The organism is Thiohalophilus sp., assembly GCF_034521165.1.
Lineage (GTDB): Bacteria > Pseudomonadota > Gammaproteobacteria > UBA6429 > Thiohalophilaceae > Thiohalophilus.
In genome coordinates this window covers 62,916-82,794 of sequence record NZ_JAXHMV010000010.1, presented here as the reverse complement: position 1 = coordinate 82,794, position 19,879 = coordinate 62,916, and the positions used below count along the sequence as shown (strand labels likewise).

Genomic DNA, 19,879 nt, shown 5'->3' with positions numbered 1-19,879 from the left:
ATAACCTCGTCCCTCGTCACTCGTACCTCGTCCCTTTTCAAAGAGAGGGTTGTCTTGTGAGTATGGCCAGCACGTTGGCGAGTCGGTCGCGCATCTCGCGGCGGTCGATGATCATGTCGATGGCGCCGTGTTCGAGCAAAAACTCACTGCGCTGGAAGCCTTCGGGCAGGGTCTCGCGCACGGTCTGTTCGATGACGCGCGGGCCGGCAAAACCGATCAGGGCATTGGGTTCGGCGGCGTTGATATCCCCGAGCATGGCCAGGCTGGCGGAGACGCCGCCCATGGTGGGATCGGTCATGACCGACACAAAGGGAATCCCTTTTTTGCTCATGCGGGACAGCGCGGCGCTGGTCTTGGCCATCTGCATCAGGGAGAACAACGCTTCCTGCATGCGCGCCCCGCCACTGGCGGAGAAGCAGACCAGCGGCATGTTGTGCTCGATACAGGTATTGACCGCGCGCACGAAACGCTCGCCGACCACCGAGCCCATGGAGCCGCCCATGAACTTGAATTCAAAGGCCGCGGCCACCACCGGCATGCCTTTGAGCGTCCCCTGCATGGCCACCAGCGCGTCGTTTTCATCCGTGGCACGCTGGGCCTGGACCAGCCGATCCTTGTATTTTTTCATATCCCGGAACTTGAGGGCATCGACCGGCTTGAGATTGGCGGCGATCTCCTCGCGTCCCTTCTCGTCGAGAAACTGTTCCAGACGCTGGCGGGCGCCGATGCGCATGTGGTGATCGCATTTGGGACAGACATCCAGGTTACGTTCCATCTCGGCGCGGTAGAGTACAGCGCCGCAGGCCTGGCATTTGCTCCACAATCCTTCGGGGACGCTTTTGCGATTGCCGCCTTCGGTACGGATCCGGGTGGGTAATAACTTGGTAAACCAGTTCATCGATGAACAACCTTAATTCTTGTTGATAACGTTCTGACGGGCATCCATCGCCCGACGCATCTCGCCCAGCAACGTCGTGACAGCCATTGTGATCTTGTCGGCCGAGGTGACATTTTCTTCTATTTTACGTACCAGCGCACTGCCCACCACGACGCCATCGGCCTCGGCGGCCACGGCGGCGGCGGATTCGGCATCTTTAATGCCAAAGCCTACTCCTACCGGCAGCGCTGTCAACGCATGAATCGCCGAAACGCGATCCCCGACCGCTCTGGTATCGATATTGGCCGCGCCGGTAACGCCCTTGAGCGAGACATAATAGATAAAGCCGCTGCTGGCCCGGCTGAGCACCGCCATCCGCTCGGGATCGGTGGTCGGCGAGATCAAAAAGATCCGATCAATATCCTGCGCCTGCAGGGTGCGGATATACTCCTCGCCCTCTTCCGGCGGCAGATCCACGGTCAACACCCCGTCGATGCCGGCCGCGGCCGCCTCGGTGGCGAACCGGTCGTAGCCTTTGACCTCGATGGGATTGAGATAGCCCATCAGCACGACCGGCGTGGCATTATCCTGCTGGCGGAAGGTGCGCACCATGTCCAGCACATCGTCCAGGGTGACCTGATGGGTCAGAGCCCGTTCCATGGCTTTTTGAATCACCGGCCCCTCGGCCATGGGGTCGGAGAACGGCACCCCCAGCTCGATGATATCGGCCCCGGCGGCGACCATGGCATGCATCAGCGCCACGGTCTGATCCGGGGCGGGATCGCCGGCCGTCACATACGGAATCAAGATCTTGCGCCCGGCCTCGCGGGCCGCCTGAAAACACCCGGTGATACGACTCATAATTCGATCCCCTGATGGGTCGCGACGGTATGCATATCCTTGTCACCCCGACCGGAGAGATTCAGCACAATGATCTGGTCCTTGCCCATGGTCGGGGCCAGCCTGGTGACATAGGCCAGCGCATGGCTCGATTCCAGAGCGGGCAGGATACCCTCGATGCGGGTCAGATCGTGGAAGCCCTGCAGGGCTTCGTCGTCATTGACCGCGACATAATTGGCGCGCCCCGAGTCCTTGAGCCAGGCATGCTCGGGACCGACGCCCGGATAATCCAGGCCGGCGGAGATCGAGTGGGTATGGATGATCTGGCCGTGAGCATCTTCCATCAGGTAGGTGCGGTTACCATGCAGCACGCCTGACTTGCCGGCGCACAGCGGCGCGGCATGCTGGCCGGTCTCCAGGCCGAAGCCCGCCGCCTCGACGCCGTACATTTTCACCGATTCATCATCGATAAACGGATAGAACAGGCCGATGGCGTTGGAGCCGCCGCCGACACAGGCGACCAGCGCGTCGGGCAGGCGCCCCTCCTGGGCCAGGATCTGCTCGCGGGATTCGCGGCCGATGATGGCCTGAAAGTCGCGCACCATGGCCGGATAGGGATGCGGGCCGGCCACGGTACCGATGATATAGAAGGTATTGTCGACGTTGGTCACCCAGTCGCGCATCGCCTCGTTCAACGCGTCTTTCAACGTCCGTGAGCCCGATTCCACCGGCACCACCCGCGCGCCCAGCAGTTTCATGCGATAGACGTTCATCGACTGGCGCTGCACATCCTCGGCGCCCATGTAGACGACGCATTCGAGCCCCAGCCGCGCCGCCACGGTGGCGGTGGCCACGCCGTGCTGGCCGGCACCGGTCTCGGCAATAATGCGGGTCTTGCCCATATGCCGGGCCAGCAGCGCCTGGCCGACAGTATTGTTGATCTTGTGCGCACCGGTGTGATTGAGGTCCTCGCGCTTGAGATAGATGCGCGCGCCGCCCAGTTTTTCGCTCCAGCGCCGGGCATAATAGAGCGGACTGGGCCGGCCGACATACTGGCGCAGCTCCTCGTCCAGCTCGGCCTGAAAATCGGCGTCGGCCATGTAGCGATCATAGGCTTCGCGCAGCTCTTCCAGCGGCCCCATCAGGGTTTCGGCCACAAACCGGCCACCGTAGGGGCCAAAATGACCCCGGGCGTCCGGATAGTGATATTTGGATTTAGTCTCTGTCAACGCGTTCAACCTCTGCGATAAACGATCGGATTTTGTAGGCATCCTTGATGCCCTTCTGGGATTCGACTCCACCGCTCACGTCCACGGCATAGGGTCGGGCAGTGATTACCGCCTCGGCGACGTTCTCCGGGGTCAGGCCCCCTGCCAGTACCACCGGCGTGGTCAGGTGGGCCGGTACCCGCCGCCAGTCAAAGCTGTCCCCGGTGCCGCCCGGCACACCGACCTGGTAGGTATCCAGCAACAACCCGGCGGCGTCATGATACTCCCGCGCCGCGCCCAGCACATCCGCCTCTTCGCGCATGCGCAACGCCTTGATATAGGGACGACCATAATGCCGGCATGCCTCGGGCGATTCATCACCATGAAACTGCAACAGATCCAGCGGCAACGCCGCCAGCACCTGATGAATCATCGCTTCATCGGCATCGACAAACAATCCCACCGTAGTCACAAACGGCGGCAGGGCCACAATAATCTCCCGGGCCTGATCGATCTCCACCGCCCGCGGACTGGCCGGATAAAATACCAGTCCAATGGCATCAGCCCCCGCCTGGGCGGCGGCAATGGCATCCTGCGGCCGGGTAATGCCGCAGATTTTGACCCGGGTTCGCATCGTTTTCCCTATCCTGTCAAACGCCGGACTCACAAGCCGGACAAGTCCAAAGGTTATTGATTTTACAGGCATTTAGTATAGCGCCGCAACGTGTACCGACGTTCCGCCAAGCCACTTTTCGAATTTTATGAAAATAAACGCAGAAGGATCGCTCGCGTCTTGTCTCATAGAACCCCTTCGGACTTCATTATGAGTACCCTACCAATCTCCGATTGGTCAGGGCACCTGACTCCCGTGACACCAGTACTTCCCTGTACGTCGCGCAGAGTCGCAAAATGCGCGGAGTAAAAAACATTTTTAGTGTGCTTTAAATACGGTTAACACTCAGATACCGGGGTACTCAGTTAGCGAGGAATTCATCTTCATTCGTTACAGGCTTTTAATTGGATATTCAGAATCCCCTAAAGTTATCCAATTAGACAGCCGATTACCACGCTGTATATACTTTGCGGCTTCGATGCGGAACTTCCTTGCATACCCGATAACATCAATCAGGCTTTCGTCCTTTGCAGTACAAAAAATCCTATTTCACTATCGCACTGGCCGCGCTGCTGCTTATCGCCTTTCTGGGTACCAGCATCATCAGTTATCTGATCACGCACGATTCACTGCGTGATCAGATCGCCGAAGAGAGCCTGCCACTGACCAGTGATAACATTTATTCGGAGATCGAACGCGATCTGTTGCGTTCGATTCTGATTTCCTCTTTGATGGCGCACGATACCTTCGTGCGCGACTGGGCGCTGGCGAAAGAGGAAAAATCCGAACCAATCATTCGTTACCTTGAGGAAATACAGAAACGTTACGAAACCACCACCGCATTTTACGTTTCCGAACGCACACGCCGCTATTACCATCCGAATGGTATTCTCAAGACCCTGTCCGAAGACGACGCCGGCGATCAGTGGTACTTCCGGGTACGCAATATGAACGATCCTTACGAAATCAATCTCGATTTTGATACGGCGGATCGCAGTCGGCTGAACATTTTCATCAACTACCGGGTTATCGACTTCAATGGCAATTTCATCGGCACGACCGGTATCGGGCTCTCTGTCACGCAAGTCGCGGATCTGATCGAGAGTTACCAGCAACGCTACAACCGTGAGATCTATTTCATCGACCGGGAAGGCCAAGTGACGGTACGCGGTAGCCATTATGAGGGACCTGACCGGATTCAGGAACGCTCCGGCATGGAACGGATATTTCCCCGTATACTGTCCAATCCCAGCACCTCGATCAGTTACGAGCGCGCCAATGGCAAAACGGTTTATGTCAACAGCCGTCTGGTGCCGGAGATGAACTGGTATCTGATCGTGGAACAGGCGCAATCGGATACTGACTCGCGAATTCTCGGCGCCATGCTGGCCAATATTGTCATCGCTTTAATGATCACAACCCTGGTTCTGATCATCGCCTGGATCAGTTTTAACCGCTATCGACGTCGGCTCGAGGAAATGGCCTCGACCGACAAGCTGACCGGGGCGGCCAATCGGCATGTGTTTGAAATTATTTTCGAGCACGATCTCCCCGCCGCGCGGCGTAACAATACCCCCGTCAGTCTCCTCAGTCTGGATATAGACGGTTTCAAGCCCATTAATGATACCTGGGGGCATGATTGCGGTGATGCCATTTTGCGCAGTTTCACCGAGATCGTCCGCGATCACATCCGCAGTTCCGATACGCTGTGTCGCTGGGGCGGGGACGAGTTTCTGGTGCTGATGAATGGTGTAGACATGGAAGAAACCGAACGCCGGGCTGAAATCATTCGCACGGCGATTCAGGACCACCCTTTCCGTTGCGGCAAGGAAACACTGAACATCACTATCAGCATCGGTATCGTCGAACACGCGGCGGGCGAGAGCCTCGCGGAGATGCTCAAGCGTGCCGATACCGCGCTATACACGTCCAAAAAGCAGGGACGCAACCAAACGAGCCGCGCATGACAGCTCGCCTTGCGCTTCTCCTGTGCCTGCTTGGCACAGGCAGTATCGACAGTGCCCTGGCGCTACAATGGCAGATTAACGAACTGCACTACCAGCGCGGCTCACTTGCCGCGCCAACATTTGCCGGCGGCGCCCGTAGCGATACCCGCATTCTCACATTTCAACACGCCAGTGGCCGGGAATTCGGCGATCTGTTTCTGTTTGCCGATTATCTGGATGATCGCCATGCCGATGATTTTAATGATGATGACATCTACAGCGAACTGTATGTCAATTTCAGTCTGGAAAAACTGGTAAATAAAAACGTCGGCTTCGGCAGGCTCAGCGATATCGGCCTGCTGGCCGGGATCAATTATTCCCGCGATGCGCGGGTACGCAAATACCTGCCAGGCATCCGTCTGAGCTGGAATATCCCGGGTTTCACTTTTTTCAATACCGACTTCACCCTCTATCTTGACGACAGTGCCGGAGTAAACGGTGGCGGTGCGCCGGCCGAGGACAACAGCTACTTGTTCGATCTCAACTGGGCCTATCCTTTTACTGTGGGTGAGCACCGCTTCAGCATCGAGGGACATGGTGAATACATTGCCGAGCGTAATAATGAATTCGGTCAGACCGTACATGACTGGATTTTGCTACAGCCCCAATTTCGCTATGATCTGGGCCATGCAACAGGGAATAGCCCCGATCGCCTGTTTGTCGGCGTCGAATGGCAATACTGGCACAACAAGCTGGGCGATAAACAAACCGAGGACAATGTCCTGCAGGCACTGATCGTGCTGCGCCTTTGAGCCAGGGCGTCACTTTTTGACTTTACTGGAAATAACGCCAAGTTCGCAGAGACGCGGAGGACGCAAAGATCAAATGATTTCTTCGTGTCCTGGTGTCTTCGTGGTTAAGTCCCAAATGGACAAAACCAGCGAATCATCGAACACACCGACCCGCACTGAAAAAACAGAGGATTGAATCACCGGTTTATTGAGTGTATTCAGATAAAGTCGTAGACCCGACAAAGCGAAGCGCTATCGGATAACACCTCCGATTGCCGGACACCGCGTTGCTATGTCCAGCCTACCACTCTACCTCTGGCATAATCGCCTCCCTGGAAAACTGGCCGGTTCCAAGGAGCCACTTTCCAACGCGGCACACCGCAACGGCACAGCCTGATTGAGTCTCCGCCGAAGACGGCGGTTTACCAGGGTTTATAATTACATCCCCTCCGCGTTCTTTGCGTCTCTGCGCCCTCTGCGTTACTTCCATAGGACACGAAAAGTGGCGCAAAAAAATCCCGCCGGGGGTCGGCGGGAAAGATCAGCTATGGAGAATGCACCGTTAGCTGAAGACAGCTTGCCAGCCCCCCTGCCCCGGCACTTTGACCTGGATCAAACGGGTCAGAAAAAATCGAACGGGCCGCACAGATCGGCGTCGACCTGCCCGGGAAGTTTAAACTCAGCGGGATAATCGACCCGCGTCAAGTAGAGTCCATCGGGCGGTGCGGTGACACCGCCGAGAGTGCGATCCCGTAATTCCAGTACCTGCCGGGCCCAGTCAGGTTCGGCTTCGCCGGCACCGATACGCATCAGAACCCCGGCGATATTACGTACCATGTGATGCAAAAAGGCGTTGGCCGACAGATCCAGAATAATGAAGGATCCCTGTTGCCGGATGTCGAGTTGATAGAGCGTTCGAACCGGACTTTTGGCCTGGCAGGCCACCGCCCGGTAGGCACTGAAATCGTGTTCGCCGAGTAAATGTTGAGCCGCCTGCTGCATGGGGAACAGTTCCAGCGGCCGGTATTCCCAGCTGACCCGTTTGTGCAAACAGGCCGAATGGATGGCACGGTTGAAAATCACATAGCGGTAATAGCGACATTGCGCCTTGAAGCGGGCATGAAAGCTCTCATCCACCTCGCGAGTCCATAACAGGCGTACGCTGGCGGGCAGGTTACTGTTGGTGCCGCGCACCCAGGAAAATTCGTTGCGTTCAGCCTCGGTATCGAAATGGATCACCTGGCCGGCCGCGTGCACACCGGTGTCGGTGCGCCCGGCACACATCACCCGCACGGGATGATTGGCCACCTTGCCCAGGGCCTTTTCCACTACGGCCTGCACACTCGGTGAGTGATCCTGATACTGCCAGCCGCAAAAAGCACTGCCATCGTATTCTACGCCTGCCGCGATTCGCACAAGGTCTCCGGGATTTACAGTTCGATAAAGGCGCTGATGATAAAACCGGCGCTCAGGGCGACCGGCCAGCCCCATTGTATCAGGCCCGGCGGCGCCGGCAGTTCAAGCGTGACGCTCTGGCGGGGTTGCTCGGTGGCCTGTTCGAACAGACGCGGCAGCAAACTGCCCAGATGCCGGGCAATGCGATTAATCCGGCCCTGCAGGCGCTCCTGCGGCGCTGGCGGCGGTGCACGCCAGAGGCTTTCCTGCTGTTCCACATAGGCCAGTGTCAGGCTCAGGCGCACGGCGAGCCGCTCCGGTTGCAGGCCCAGATAACGTAGTGGCGCCAGCAGCCAGTACAGTGCGGCAATCAACTGGGCGCGGGAGGTGGTCACCAGCAGCAGACCGGCGGCCAGCAGGATCAGGATCAGAGTGATGCCGCGTAACAGACCGGTTTCCAGGCCAATGCGGGTCGGTAACAGATAATCCGGCAGCGGCAACGATATGGGTAAGCCGGGGGTAAACCAGCCGTAGATCACTACCACGGAGAGCAACAGCCAGCGCAGGCGACGAACCATGCCAAGGGATTGGGTAAACTGATCAAACGAACAGCGCGAGAACAGCACGGCCATCAGCAGTCCGGCCAGAATCAACTGTTCCTGGTCCGGGCGAGCCAGCGCGATACAAAAAAGTAAAAAGCTGACTACCCGGATAACCGGATGCATCTACTCAGGCAATCTGTTGTATCAGTTGCTGAGCTTCCTGCTTCTGGGAATCATCGCCTTCGTCGAGGACTTCATCGAGGATACTGCGGGCCCCGTCGGGATCGCCCATGTCGATGTACGCCCGGGCCAGATCCAGCTTGGTCCCGACTTCATCCCCGCCTCCCAGCGACATTTCCGAATCCGCCGCATCGGAGGCATCCAGGTCCAGATCCATGCCGCCCTGCTCATCACCACCGAAGTCCAGCCCGCCGGCGTCGATCGCCATGGTCTGTTCCTCGTCGGCCCCTTGCGCCGCTTCGTTGCCGGTATCCAGCGAGAGGGTGTTGTCCTCCTCGCCCAGATTGAAATCGAGGCCACCGGCGTCAGCTGCCGGGGCTTCTGTATCGCTATCCAGGTCCAGACTCAGATCACTTTCTGTATCAGGGCTTCCGGTGCCACTATCGAGATTGAATTCCAGATCATTTCTGGTATCGCTTTCCTCACCGCCGAGATTGAAGTCCAGATCATTTCTGGTATCGCTTTCCTCACTGTTGAGGTTGAAGTCCAGTTCATTACCGGACGCTTCATCCCCGCCGAGGTTAAAGTCGAGACCACCGCCGGTATCATCGTCATCCAGATTGAAATCCATGCCACCGGTATCAGCTTCTGACGCGGCCTCCGGCGTCGCTTCGGTCCCCATGTCGAGATTGAAATCAAGCTCTGAACCGGCTTGCGCCTGCTCTTCTGTCGGGACCGGTTCACTGCCTATATCGAGATTGAAGTCCATGCCCCCGGCACTCTCTTCGGAGGTCGCCGCCGGCGTATCGCTTTCGGTGCCGAAATCCAGATTGAAATCGAGCTCCGAGTCACCGCCACCGCCCGGCTGGGAGCCGGCAAAATCGCTGTCTTCAAAGACCCCGGTATCCAGACCAATATCCATGACCTGGCTGTCGGACAGGCCCGTGGCGGCGTCCCCGCCACCCAGGTTCGGGGCCGCTGCCGCGGCCGCCGCGCCGGCGGCGAACAGCGGATTATTCGGCACCAGCTCCTTGCCCATGGCCACGACTTTTTCCCACTGGGGATCGGAGTCGGCCTCGCCGCCGAGACTGGCATAAAACTCTTCGGCCAGATTTTCAAATGCATTGCTGTTGCCGGTGGCGGAATACAGTTCCAGCAACTTCAGTTTGAGCTCCTTGCGCCCGGGTTCCTGTTCGATGGCTTCCTGCAAGCGCTCTTCGGCCGCTTCGTAACGGCCATAGGCCATGAAAACATCCGCTTCGGTCAGCGGATCGACTTCCGAGTCCTCGGTTTGAATCGCACCGGCACCACTGACGGCAAAGTCACTCAAGAATGAGGACTCACCGGACTCGGGACCTGCTTCGCCACTATTGGTCACGGTGGAGGGGCCACCGGAGAGGATACTCTCCTGATAATTACCTTCGGCCGCGCGGCGCCGACGCACCACAATCAGCATCAGGATCACCAGCACCAGCAGCACCGGGGCCACCACATACATCAGCAGGGAATTGCCGGAGGCGCCAATCATGCCACCGACCACGCCGACGGCACTGTTGAAGATCTCTTTGGCCATGGTGAGATACTCTTCCACCATGCCTTTGGGTTCGTCGGTTTGTGGCACGCTCGCCGCTTGCGGTTCTTCCTCGGCAGCGGGCGTTTCAGGTTCGGCTGGCTCCTGAGGAGGTTGTACCGATTCCGGTGCCGGTTCGGCTTCCGCCCCGGGTTGCGGGGCTATTTCCGCTTCCGCTTCTTCCTCGGCTTGCTCGCGAGTCATCGCCGGTTCGGGTTCGCTCGCTTCTTCCGCCAGTTGCGGTTCAACAGACTCTTCAACGGCCGTTTCTTCCGGCGCGGGTGTCTGTGGCAGCGCCGGTTCAGTGTTCAGTTCGGCCAGTTGCTGCTGCAGGGCGGCCAGTTCGTCATTCTTGATAGACACGGAACGTTGCAGCCGGGCCAGTTCTTCTTCCATTTCCTGCAGCTGTCGATTGAGTTCGACGTTGCGTTCTTGCGTGGAAGCGGCGTTTTCGCGAACCTGGCGCAGCTCATCCTGCAGGGCGATCAGATCGTTGCTGACGGCGTCCTCGCTGGCGCCGGCACCGGCTTGCAGATCATCGCCATCGGGCGAGGAGAGCGTCAGCTCGCCACCGTTTTGTGCCCGTACCGGTGCCTGTTCAGCGCCGGCCTCGGCCACGACAGCCTGGCGTCCGGTCCGCTCGGCCACGGCCTGGCGGTAATCGTTCCAGCTTTCGGTCTGGGCCATATATTCATTGGCCGCCTGTTGCCGGCTCATGGCATCCAGCAGCGAGGGGTCCTCAATACGCAGGACCTGGCCGCTCTTGAGGCGATGGACATTGCCATCGATAAAGGCATCGGGATTGCTTTGCAGCAACGCCATCATAATCTGGTAAATACTGGCCGACTCGGCACTGCTCTGCAGTTTCTCGGCGATAGTCCAGGCGTTGTCACCGTCTTTGGTCACACCGTAATCGAGTTCGCCCAGTTCGATATCATCGCTGCGATAACCACTGATATCGATACGCGGGAACAGAGAGCCGTCATCAATGAAGGCGTCGCTGGTTTGCCAGGCCGCCTGTTCGTCTGCGGGGACCTCCTCGGTGGCCGGCCCGACCTCGATCACTTCCGGTTCATCCGCTTCTTCCGCCATGGCCGGCGCATCGGCGGCGGGTTCGGGTTCCGGTGCCGGTTCCTCCGGCATGGGCGACGGTTCTTCGGCCGGCGCAGCGGGTTCAGGGCTGTAGGGTTGCGGCTCGTAACGCTCAATGGTATCCGCCGGTTCCTCGGTCACCGGGGTCTCGGCCATGGCCGGCGCCGGCTCGCGGGTGACGCGGCCGGGCGGGTCCAGCAGCATGGTGTATTCGCGCAGCATCCGCCCGTTGTCCCAGCTGAACTCCAGCAGGAAATTGACAAACGGCTCGCGAATCGATTCGCGGGAATCAATCTGAATATAGTTCTCACCGCCCTGTTCGACGACTTCAAACTGCAGGCCGTTGAGGAAATGGGGACGGTCGATACCGGCGCGGGTGAAAGCGCCTTCGGAGGCCAGTTTAACGTTCAGGGAATCGATATCAGAATCGGTCGGCGAGATCAGTTCGATCCGGGCGTCGAGCGGTTCATTGAGTGCCGAATTGAGCTTGATATTGCCAAACCCCAACGCCTGAGCGGTCAACGGCACCAGGATCAGGCACGCCGAAGCCAGGCCCACAACCCACTTTCGCAACATAGAAATTCTCCAGTCTGTCATGCTCCCGCTCCCCTCAAACTGGCGGCAACCTTTTTATTCTTGTATATCAACAACTTATTCCGGTTTTTTTGAAGATTCTTTATGAGTATGCAGTAACTATAGCTTATAAATAGTCTTTTACCAAAATTTCTGCAATTTGAACACTATTTAATGCCGCCCCTTTGCGCACATTATCGCTCACGATCCACAGATCCAGTCCCTGCGGATGGGAGATATCTTCCCGAATCCGGCCGACCAGCACGGCATTTTCATTGGCCGCGTCGCTCACCGCACTCGGATAACCGTCGTCCCGCAAGGCATCCATGACCGTGACGCCGGGGGTCTGCTGCAGCAAGGCCCGCGCCTGCCCCGCACCGAGCTTATCCCGGGTCTCCAGATGCACGGCCATCCCATGGCCGTAAAATACCGGAATCCTGACCGCGGTCGGATTAATCGGCAGGTTTTCATCGCCCAGAATTTTGCGACTTTCCCGCACCAGATTCATCTCGGCCCGCGTATAACCGTTATCTTCCAGCGGCTCGACCTGCGCCAGGGCATTGAAGGCAATCTGCCGATCATACACCTGGTGCTCGAGCGGTCGGGCATTCAACAGGTTAGCGGTCTGCCCGGCCAGTTCCTTGACCCCGGCCTTGCCGCTGCCGGAGACCGCCTGGTAAGTCGCCACATTGAGCCGGGTAATCCCCACGGTATCGTAGAGCGGCTTGAGTGCCATCCATAACTGAATCGCCAGGGCGTCGGGGCTGGCAATCAGGTTATGCGCCGTGTAACCGGCGATGGCCTGCGGATTGACTTCCGGTACCACCAGCGGCACCGACGCATCACTACGAAACCGCGCGCTGGTATCGATCACCACGCAACCGGCCGCCGCCGCACGGGGCGCATGCTCGGCCGCCACCGCCTCGGTGGCACAAAACAACGCCAGTTGTACCCGGGAGAAATCGAACTCCGCCAGATCCCTGACCACCAGCGACTTGCCGCGAAATTCCACCCGCTTACCGGCCGAGCTGGCGCTGGCCAGCGGATAGATCGTCCCGACCGGAAAATCCCGCTGCTCGAGAATCTCCAGCATCACCTCGCCCACCGCGCCGGTGACCCCGACAATCGCGATATCCACGTTCTTACTCATCGAGTGATTCCATTTTTCAAAGCCGCTGTAAATAACGCAAAGGGCGCAAAGGCGCGGAGGACGCAAAGATTTTTAAAGTTGACTGTGACAGGACTTGCCCTATGTATATTGAGTTAATGTATGGAGCGGAACTTTATCAATTTATTCATAAAGTCCTTTACTCCGCGTTCTTTGCGCCTCTGCGTCCTTTGCGTTAATTCCACTGAACCAACGACCAGTACGTTAATGGTCGAGCAGGATGCGCAGCATGCGGCGCAGGGGTTCAGCGGCGCCCCACAGCAGCTGGTCGCCGACGGTGAAGGCGGACAGGTAATCGTTGCCCATGCTCAGTTTACGCAGGCGCCCGACCGGCACGTGCATCTTGCCGGTGACACTGGCCGGACTCAGCTCGGCCATGCTGGCTTCCTTGTCGTTGGGAATGACTTTCACCCAGTCGTTGGCCTGCGCCAGGATGTCGCTGATTTCATCCAGCGGCACATCCTTGTTCAGTTTGATGGTCAGCGCCTGGCTGTGACAGCGCATGGCGCCGATGCGCACGCAGATGCCGTCGATCGGGATTGGCCGGTCGCTGCGCCCGAGGATCTTGTTGGACTCGACCTCGGCCTTCCACTCTTCCTTGGTCTGGCCGCTGTCGAGCGGCTTGTCGATCCACGGGATCAGGCTGCCGGCCAGGGGTACGCCCCACTGGTCGACCGGGTAGTCCTTGCTGCGAATGAACTCGGCCACCTGGCGATCGATATCCAGGATGGCGGTGGCCGGATCGGCGTTGAGTTCCCTGACCGACTCGTTGATGGCACCCATCTGCCGGATCAGCTCGCGCATGTGCTGCGCACCGGAGCCGGAGGCGGCCTGATAGGTCATGGGCGAAATCCATTCGACCAGGTTCCGGTCGAGCAGACCGCCGATGGCCATCAGCATCAGGCTGACGGTACAGTTGCCGCCCACGTAAGTTTTGATCCCCTTGTCCAGTCCGGCCTCGATGACGGATTTGTTGACCGGGTCCAGTACGATGATGCTGTCGTCCTGCATACGCAGGGTGGAGGCCGCGTCGATCCAGTAACCGTCCCACCCTGCCTTGCGCAGTGCCGGATAGACTTTCTCGGTATAGTCGCCGCCCTGACAGGAGATGATGACCTCCATCTGCTTGAGCTCATCGATGTCATTGGCGTCTTTTAACGGTGGTACGTCCTTGCCGATGTCGGGACCCGGCTGACCGGTCTGCGAGGTGGAAAAGAACACCGGCTCGATCTGATCGAAATCGTTTTCCTCGCGCATGCGTTGCATGAGGACCGACCCCACCATACCGCGCCAACCTACCAGACCTGTGCGTTTCATTGCTCCACCTCAATCCAAACTTTGCTGTTGTATGTAACCATTGTAACCCTGAACAGGGCCGAGGTACGAGGAACGAGTGACGAGGCGGATGAAATTCCAATTCATTCTGTTTTTCCTCGTCCCTCGTAACTCGTCCCTCGGCCCTTTTATTCTTGGAGCGCAGCAACCACCGCATCCCCCATCTCGGAAGTGCCGACTTTCTGCATGCCATCCTGATAGATATCCGCCGTGCGCAATCCCTGATCCAGCACGGTATTGACCGCTTGCTCGACCCGATCAGCCATGGCCGACTCGTCCAGGGAGTAACGCAGCATCATCGCCACGGAAAGGATCGTGGCTAGCGGATTGGCCACGTTCTGCCCGGCGATGTCCGGGGCCGAGCCGTGGATCGGCTCGTACATGCCCTTGCCGTAGGCGTCCAGCGAGGCCGAGGGCAGCATGCCGATGGAGCCTGTGAGCATGGCGGCCGCATCGGAGAGAATATCGCCGAACATGTTGGTGGTGACCATGACGTCGAACTGCTTGGGCGCGCGCACCAGTTGCATGGCGGCGTTATCCACGTACATATGGCTCAGTTCCACATCATCGTACTCCTTGCCGACCGTGGTGGTCACTTCCCGCCACAGCTCGGTGCATTCAAGGACGTTGGCCTTGTCGACCGAGCAGACCTTGTGGTTGCGCTTGCGCGCGATATCGAAGGCGACCCGGGCGATGCGCTCGATCTCCGACTCGCTGTAGACCAGGGTGTTGTAACCTTCGCGCTGGCCGTCCTCGCGGATGCGAATGCCGCGCGGCTGGCCAAAGTAAATGCCGCCGGTCAGCTCGCGCACGATCATGATATCCAGCCCGGACACCACTTCCGGCTTCAATGTCGAGGCGTCGGCCAGCTGCGGATAGAGAATGGCCGGGCGCAGATTGGCAAACAGTTCCAGTTCCGAGCGCAACCCCAGCAGGCCTTTTTCCGGGCGCACCGCGATCTCCAGCGACTCCCATTTATAGCCGCCGACCGCGCCCAGCAGGATCGCATCGGCCTCTTTGGCCAGGTTCAGGGTTTCGGCGGGCAGCGGCGTGCCGTGCTCGTCATAGGCCGTGCCCCCGACCAGCGCCTCCTCCAGTTCAATATTGAGGCCGTCCTGGCGCAGGGCATTCAACACCTTCACCGCCTCGGCCACGATCTCCTGCCCGATCCCGTCGCCGGGGAGTACCAGAATCTTTTTCGTCATAAGTTCTTTCTCTTTTCAAATTCAGTTTATTTAACGCAGAGGACGCGGAGTCGCAGAGCCGCGGAGAATGACAATAATGTTTTCCTCTGCGTCTTTGCGTCTCTGCGACCTCCGTGTTGCTTCCCAGAGCATCAACTAATTAAAGAAACAGCCACGGACGTTATTGACATTTCTGTTCCTCTTTCAAATTCGTCGATTTAACGCAGAGGACGCGGAGTCGCAGAGCCGCGGAGAAATAATTGATTGATTTTTCCTCTGCGCCTCTGCGACCTCTGCGTTGCTTCCCAGAGACAATGCTTACTGACTGAACAACCAGGGTCTTTGTTGGCGTTGCTGTTCCTCGTAGGCGCGGATTTCCTCGGCATGCTGCAGGGTCAGGCCGATATCATCCAGGCCTTCAAGCAGACGCTGTTTGCGATAGGCGTCGATCTCGAAGGGAATCACCTCGCCGTCGGGCGTGCGGATCTGTTGCTGCTCGAGATCCACGCTCAGTTGATAGCCTTCCTGCGCTTCGGTGGCCTTGAACAACCGATCCACCGTATCGCCATCCAGCACGATGGGCAGGATACCGTTTTTAAAACAGTTGTTATAAAAAATATCGGCGAAGCTGGGCGCAATAATCACCCGAAAGCCGTAATCGAGCAAGGCCCAGGGCGCATGCTCGCGACTGGAGCCGCAACCGAAATTATCCCGCGCCAGTAAAATCTGCGCGCCCTGGTAACGCGGCTGGTTGAGCACGAAGTCCGGGTTGATCGGCCGGTGACTGTTGTCCTTGCCCGGCTCGCCGTGATCCAGATAACGCCACTCGTCGAACAGATTCGGTCCAAAGCCGGTGCGCTTGATCGACTTGAGAAACTGCTTGGGAATGATCGCATCGGTATCGACATTGGATCGATCCAGCGGTGCTGCAATCGCGGTTAACGTCTCAAATTTTTCCATAGTTCATATCCTGCAAAATAACGCGGAGGTCGCGGAGGCGCAGAGGAAAATCAATTTATTTCTCCGCGCCTCCGCGACTCTGCGTGCTCTGCGTTGGTTACGTCAATTCTCTAACATCGACAAAGTGGCCGGCGATGGCGGCAGCGGCGGCCATCGCGGGGCTGACCAGGTGGGTGCGTCCGCCCTGCCCCTGGCGGCCTTCGAAGTTGCGGTTCGAGGTCGAGGCGCAACGCTCGCCCGGCTCCAGTCGGTCGGCGTTCATCGCCAGGCACATGGAACAGCCCGGCTCGCGCCATTCGAAGCCCGCCTCGAGGAAGATTTTATCCAGCCCTTCGTTCTCGGCCTGCTGTTTGACCAGTCCGGAGCCGGGTACCACCATCGCCAGCGTGATGTTATCCGCCACCTTGTGGCCGTCGACCACGGCGGCGGCGGCGCGCAGATCTTCAATACGCGAATTGGTGCAGGAGCCGATGAAGATCTTGTCCAGACGAATGTCGCTGATCGGGATACCGCCTTCCAGACCCATGTACTTGAGTGCGGCTTTGGCGCCCTCCTGTTTGACCGGTTCGGGAAATGACGCCGGCATCGGGACCGTCTCATTCACGCCGACCACCATCTCCGGCGAAGTGCCCCAGGTAACCTGCGGTTGCAGGGTGGTCGCATCCAGATGCACGACCTTGTCGAATTCGGCATCGGGGTCGCTGTGCAGATCCTGCCAGTCAGCCACCGCCTGTTCCCACAGTTCAGCTTTGGGCGCGAAGGGCCGGTCTTTGACATAGTCGATGGTCTTGTCATCCACCGCCACCATGCCGGCCCGGGCGCCGGCCTCGATGGCCATATTGCACAGGGTCATACGCCCTTCGATAGAGAGATCGCGGATCGCCTCGCCGCCGAATTCGATGGCGTAACCGGTCCCGCCGGCGGTGCCGATCCGGCCAATCACCGCCAGCACGATATCCTTGGCGGTCACCCCGGCCGGCGCCTTGCCATCGACGCTGATCAGCAGGGTTTTTGATTTTTGCTGGCCCAGCGTCTGGGTCGCCAGCACGTGCTCCACCTCGGAGGTGCCAATGCCAAAGGCCAGCGCGCCGAAGGCACCGTGGGTGGAGGTATGGCTGTCGCCGCAGACCACGGTCATCCCCGGCAGGGTCGCGCCCTGCTCCGGACCGATCACGTGCACGATGCCCTGGCGCGGATCGGCCATGGCAAATTCGGTAATGTGGTAGGTCTGGCAATTCTGATCCAGGGTCTCCACCTGCAGGCGCGAGACCGGATCGGCAATGCCCCCACGGCGATCGGTGGTCGGCACGTTGTGATCGGGCGTGGCCAGATTGGCACCGACCCGCCAGGGCTGGCGGTTGGCCAGGCGCAGGCCCTCGAAGGCCTGGGGCGAGGTCACCTCGTGAATCAGGTGCCGATCGATATAGAGCAGCGCGGTACCATCACCGTTATCGCGCACCACATGCCGATCCCACAATTTATCGTATAAGGTTCTGGCGCTCATCGTTCCTGTTCCTGTGTCCGGATTGGACAAAGTTTAACCTGCAAACTACTATTACCCAAATTCATTATTTTCATATTATAGATAACTTTTATTCATGGACTTTGCCAACCTTCAGGCCTTTGTAGCCGTCGCCGAACAGCACTCGTTCTCCCGGGCTGCCGGTCAGCTGTTTCTCACCCAGCCGGCTGTCAGCAAGCGCATCGCCGCGCTGGAGGCGGAGCTGGGCAATCCCCTGTTCGACCGCATCGGCCACCAGGTGCAACTGACCGAGACCGGTCACGCCCTGCTGCCCCGGGCCCGGAATATTCTGCTGGAGCTGGAAGACACGCGCCGCAGCATTCGCAATCTCTCCGATCAGGTGGGCGGGCAATTGAGTATGGTAACCAGTCACCATATCGGCCTGCATCGCCTGCCCCCGGTGTTGCGCCGTTATAGCGGCGATTATCCGCAGGTGGAACTGGACCTGCAGTTTATGGAATCGGAACAGGCCTGTCAGGCGGTATTGCACGGCGACAGTGAGCTGGGCGTGGTGACTCTGCCACTCACCCCGCCGGCGGAATTGAAATTCCAGGCCATCTGGCACGACCCGTTGCATATCGTCATCAGCCCGGAGCATCCCCTGACCCGCGAAAAATCACTGACCTCGAAAACGCTACTGGCGTGGCCGGCCATTTTGCCCATGCGCGACACCTTCACCCGCACGCTGGTGGAACAGGCGTTTGCCGATTGGCAGACCCCGGAGCCCCTGCAGGTCAAACTGGCGACCAATAACCTGGAAACGATCAAGATGATGGTCGGCATCGGTCTGGGCTGGAGTGTACTGCCGCAAACACTGCTGGATGAAGAGCTGGCCTGTTTGCTCTTGCCGAAATTACAGCTGGCCCGCGAGCTGGGTGTGGTCTGGCACGCGGGCCGAACCTTGAGTAACGCCGCCAGCGCGATGCTCGACTGCCTGCAACAGAGCGCCAAACCGGGTTAAACTGGACACAGGCCAATCACCCACCGGTACCGATCGTGCGCCACGCATTGATACTTTTACTCTTATTCGGATTGCTCAGCCAGATCACGGCCTGCGGAACACTGGCCGCCAGCGGCGCCGCCCGTGACAGTGGCGATTACGGTTTCAATGACAACGGTGCCAGCCATTCCGACGCCAGTATCAGCGCGGCGATTCGCTCCCGGCTGATTAACGATCCGACAATCAATGCCAGTCACATCCGGGTGAGTACCGAACGGGGCGTGGTGACGCTACAGGGGCAGGTTGCCAACGACGCGGTTCGCAAACGGATCATCCGCCTGTGCGACAGCACGCCCGGCGTTAAACAGGTCAATGCCCGGCTGACGCTCGGTCAGGATTGACGATACTGATCGAGTGCCGCATCCCAGAGCCGGCGACGCTGTTCCAGACTCAGCGCCGCGGTTTCGTAGGCTTCCTCAAGCCGGCATGAGTCGTCGGCGCAGAGCACGTCCAGGCACTTTTGCGCCAGATGGGAATGCTCTTCCCCGTCCAGCTCGATGTGCCGTTCCAGATAATAGACCAGGGTCGGGCACTCCTGTTTGCGCTCGCCCAGGCCATTGAGAATTTTGTCGAACATCTCCGGTATCAGTTTTTCCCGGCCGAAGAAAAACGCCGAAGCAATGCGGTGCAATTCACCACTGTCGGCCAGCTCCAGATTCATTTGGACAAATTCCCGTGCACCGGGCGGAATCACCTGATGATCAAAATCACGCAGAAACTGCCGAACCGCGCTCTGATCCACGCCCAGCTCGGCCATTGCTCGCAGATACAGTGTGAAGTGATCGCAGGCGTTTCCATCCTGATCCAGATCGCTCTCCTCGCCCAGCACGATCTCGTTAACAAACCGCACCAATTCTTTGGAGGTGTTCACGGGTTGCCAGGGAACCTCCAGGCACGTCAGCCCGCGTTGCAATGCCTTGAGCAGGGACATAAAGTCCCATACGGCAAAAACATGATACTGCATGAAAATCGGAACAGCCCGGGGATCGTCCAGAACCTGATAAAGAGGATGTTCACAAAGCGAATGCTGAAGTTGCTCCAGCTGTAACGTCATATCAACCGCGGATTTCATATACTCTGCAA

General features: G+C 58.7%; 17 protein-coding genes. 4 read left to right on the top strand and 13 right to left on the bottom strand.

Annotated elements, in window-relative coordinates; genetic code table 11:
* Positions 1-37: 37 nt before the first annotated feature.
* Genes accD through U5K34_RS09590 form a run of 4 tightly spaced genes read right to left on the bottom strand, consistent with a single transcriptional unit; the run spans position 38 to position 3,559 of the window.
* On the bottom strand, positions 38-898 hold the full coding sequence (gene accD, locus U5K34_RS09605) for an acetyl-CoA carboxylase, carboxyltransferase subunit beta (protein WP_322568177.1): 861 nt from the start codon (positions 896-898) through the stop codon (positions 38-40).
* Between the two features lie 12 nt (positions 899-910).
* Positions 911-1,738 (bottom strand): tryptophan synthase subunit alpha, encoded by an 828-nt coding sequence (trpA, locus tag U5K34_RS09600; RefSeq protein ID WP_322568176.1) that lies wholly within the window; start codon positions 1,736-1,738, stop codon positions 911-913.
* Positions 1,735-2,988: a tryptophan synthase subunit beta gene (trpB, locus tag U5K34_RS09595; protein WP_416224071.1), complete on the bottom strand. Its 1,254-nt coding sequence runs from the start codon at positions 2,986-2,988 to the stop codon at positions 1,735-1,737. The genes trpA and trpB overlap by 4 nt, the downstream gene beginning before the upstream one ends.
* Entirely contained in the window at positions 2,933-3,559 is a 627-nt protein-coding gene (locus U5K34_RS09590; RefSeq protein ID WP_322568174.1) for a phosphoribosylanthranilate isomerase, read from the bottom strand. Before U5K34_RS09590 ends, trpB begins: the two co-directional genes overlap by 56 nt.
* A gap of 506 nt (positions 3,560-4,065) precedes the next feature.
* Between U5K34_RS09590 and U5K34_RS09585 the strand changes: the two genes are divergently transcribed.
* A complete protein-coding gene (locus U5K34_RS09585) occupies positions 4,066-5,505 on the top strand; it encodes a sensor domain-containing diguanylate cyclase (protein WP_322568173.1) in 1,440 nt (479 codons plus the stop codon).
* Entirely contained in the window at positions 5,502-6,296 is a 795-nt protein-coding gene (locus U5K34_RS09580) for a hypothetical protein (protein ID WP_322568172.1), read from the top strand. Before U5K34_RS09585 ends, U5K34_RS09580 begins: the two co-directional genes overlap by 4 nt.
* A gap of 600 nt (positions 6,297-6,896) precedes the next feature.
* On the opposite strand, the gene truA is transcribed toward U5K34_RS09580, so the two are convergent.
* The 8 genes from truA to leuC all read right to left on the bottom strand — a co-directional run bounded on the left by truA (position 6,897) and on the right by leuC (position 17,778).
* Entirely contained in the window at positions 6,897-7,691 is a 795-nt protein-coding gene (gene truA / locus U5K34_RS09575) for a tRNA pseudouridine(38-40) synthase TruA (RefSeq protein ID WP_322568171.1), read from the bottom strand.
* A gap of 14 nt (positions 7,692-7,705) precedes the next feature.
* The gene (locus U5K34_RS09570; protein ID WP_322568170.1) at positions 7,706-8,395 is read right to left on the bottom strand and encodes a hypothetical protein; all 690 of its coding nucleotides are present in this window, start codon (positions 8,393-8,395) and stop codon (positions 7,706-7,708) included.
* A 4-nt stretch (positions 8,396-8,399) separates the two neighbouring features.
* On the bottom strand, positions 8,400-11,630 hold the full coding sequence (locus tag U5K34_RS09565; RefSeq protein ID WP_322568169.1) for a FimV/HubP family polar landmark protein: 3,231 nt from the start codon (positions 11,628-11,630) through the stop codon (positions 8,400-8,402).
* Positions 11,631-11,754: 124 nt separating this feature from the next.
* Positions 11,755-12,777, bottom strand: coding sequence for an aspartate-semialdehyde dehydrogenase (locus tag U5K34_RS09560; RefSeq protein ID WP_322568168.1), 1,023 nt, complete (start codon positions 12,775-12,777; stop codon positions 11,755-11,757).
* Positions 12,778-12,999: 222 nt separating this feature from the next.
* Positions 13,000-14,112 carry an aspartate-semialdehyde dehydrogenase gene (gene asd, locus U5K34_RS09555; protein ID WP_322568167.1) on the bottom strand — a complete coding sequence of 371 codons (1,113 nt, stop codon included), beginning with the start codon at positions 14,110-14,112 and terminating at the stop codon, positions 13,000-13,002.
* A gap of 146 nt (positions 14,113-14,258) precedes the next feature.
* Positions 14,259-15,335, bottom strand: a complete 1,077-nt coding sequence (gene leuB, locus U5K34_RS09550) for a 3-isopropylmalate dehydrogenase (protein ID WP_322568166.1) — start codon at positions 15,333-15,335, stop codon at positions 14,259-14,261.
* 297 nt (positions 15,336-15,632) lie between these two features.
* Positions 15,633-16,274 carry a 3-isopropylmalate dehydratase small subunit gene (gene leuD, locus U5K34_RS09545; RefSeq protein ID WP_322568165.1) on the bottom strand — a complete coding sequence of 214 codons (642 nt, stop codon included), beginning with the start codon at positions 16,272-16,274 and terminating at the stop codon, positions 15,633-15,635.
* A gap of 97 nt (positions 16,275-16,371) precedes the next feature.
* Positions 16,372-17,778, bottom strand: a complete 1,407-nt coding sequence (gene leuC / locus U5K34_RS09540) for a 3-isopropylmalate dehydratase large subunit (protein WP_322568164.1) — start codon at positions 17,776-17,778, stop codon at positions 16,372-16,374.
* Between the two features lie 94 nt (positions 17,779-17,872).
* Between leuC and U5K34_RS09535 the strand changes: the two genes are divergently transcribed.
* Both U5K34_RS09535 and U5K34_RS09530 read left to right on the top strand, forming a co-directional pair.
* Positions 17,873-18,757 carry a LysR family transcriptional regulator gene (locus U5K34_RS09535; RefSeq protein WP_322568163.1) on the top strand — a complete coding sequence of 295 codons (885 nt, stop codon included), beginning with the start codon at positions 17,873-17,875 and terminating at the stop codon, positions 18,755-18,757.
* Positions 18,758-18,792: 35 nt separating this feature from the next.
* A complete protein-coding gene (locus tag U5K34_RS09530; protein ID WP_322568162.1) occupies positions 18,793-19,137 on the top strand; it encodes a BON domain-containing protein in 345 nt (114 codons plus the stop codon).
* Here the strand turns inward: U5K34_RS09530 and U5K34_RS09525 are convergent.
* Positions 19,128-19,868, bottom strand: a complete 741-nt coding sequence (locus U5K34_RS09525; protein WP_322568161.1) for a DUF3050 domain-containing protein — start codon at positions 19,866-19,868, stop codon at positions 19,128-19,130. The genes U5K34_RS09530 and U5K34_RS09525 overlap by 10 nt on opposite strands.
* Between the last annotated feature and the right edge of the window lie 11 nt (positions 19,869-19,879).

Coding starts and splice junctions, on each gene's coding strand:
- accD (WP_322568177.1), bottom strand. CDS start 898: ATGAACTGGTTTACCAAGTTATTACCCACCCGGATCCGTACCGAAGGC.
- trpA (WP_322568176.1), bottom strand. CDS start 1,738: ATGAGTCGTATCACCGGGTGTTTTCAGGCGGCCCGCGAGGCCGGGCGC.
- trpB (WP_416224071.1), bottom strand. CDS start 2,988: ATGCCTACAAAATCCGATCGTTTATCGCAGAGGTTGAACGCGTTGACA.
- U5K34_RS09590 (WP_322568174.1), bottom strand. CDS start 3,559: ATGCGAACCCGGGTCAAAATCTGCGGCATTACCCGGCCGCAGGATGCC.
- U5K34_RS09580 (WP_322568172.1), top strand. CDS start 5,502: ATGACAGCTCGCCTTGCGCTTCTCCTGTGCCTGCTTGGCACAGGCAGT.
- U5K34_RS09570 (WP_322568170.1), bottom strand. CDS start 8,395: ATGCATCCGGTTATCCGGGTAGTCAGCTTTTTACTTTTTTGTATCGCG.
- U5K34_RS09565 (WP_322568169.1), bottom strand. CDS start 11,630: ATGTTGCGAAAGTGGGTTGTGGGCCTGGCTTCGGCGTGCCTGATCCTG.
- U5K34_RS09560 (WP_322568168.1), bottom strand. CDS start 12,777: ATGAGTAAGAACGTGGATATCGCGATTGTCGGGGTCACCGGCGCGGTG.
- asd (WP_322568167.1), bottom strand. CDS start 14,112: ATGAAACGCACAGGTCTGGTAGGTTGGCGCGGTATGGTGGGGTCGGTC.
- leuB (WP_322568166.1), bottom strand. CDS start 15,335: ATGACGAAAAAGATTCTGGTACTCCCCGGCGACGGGATCGGGCAGGAG.
- leuD (WP_322568165.1), bottom strand. CDS start 16,274: ATGGAAAAATTTGAGACGTTAACCGCGATTGCAGCACCGCTGGATCGA.
- leuC (WP_322568164.1), bottom strand. CDS start 17,778: ATGAGCGCCAGAACCTTATACGATAAATTGTGGGATCGGCATGTGGTG.
- U5K34_RS09535 (WP_322568163.1), top strand. CDS start 17,873: ATGGACTTTGCCAACCTTCAGGCCTTTGTAGCCGTCGCCGAACAGCAC.
- U5K34_RS09525 (WP_322568161.1), bottom strand. CDS start 19,868: ATGAAATCCGCGGTTGATATGACGTTACAGCTGGAGCAACTTCAGCAT.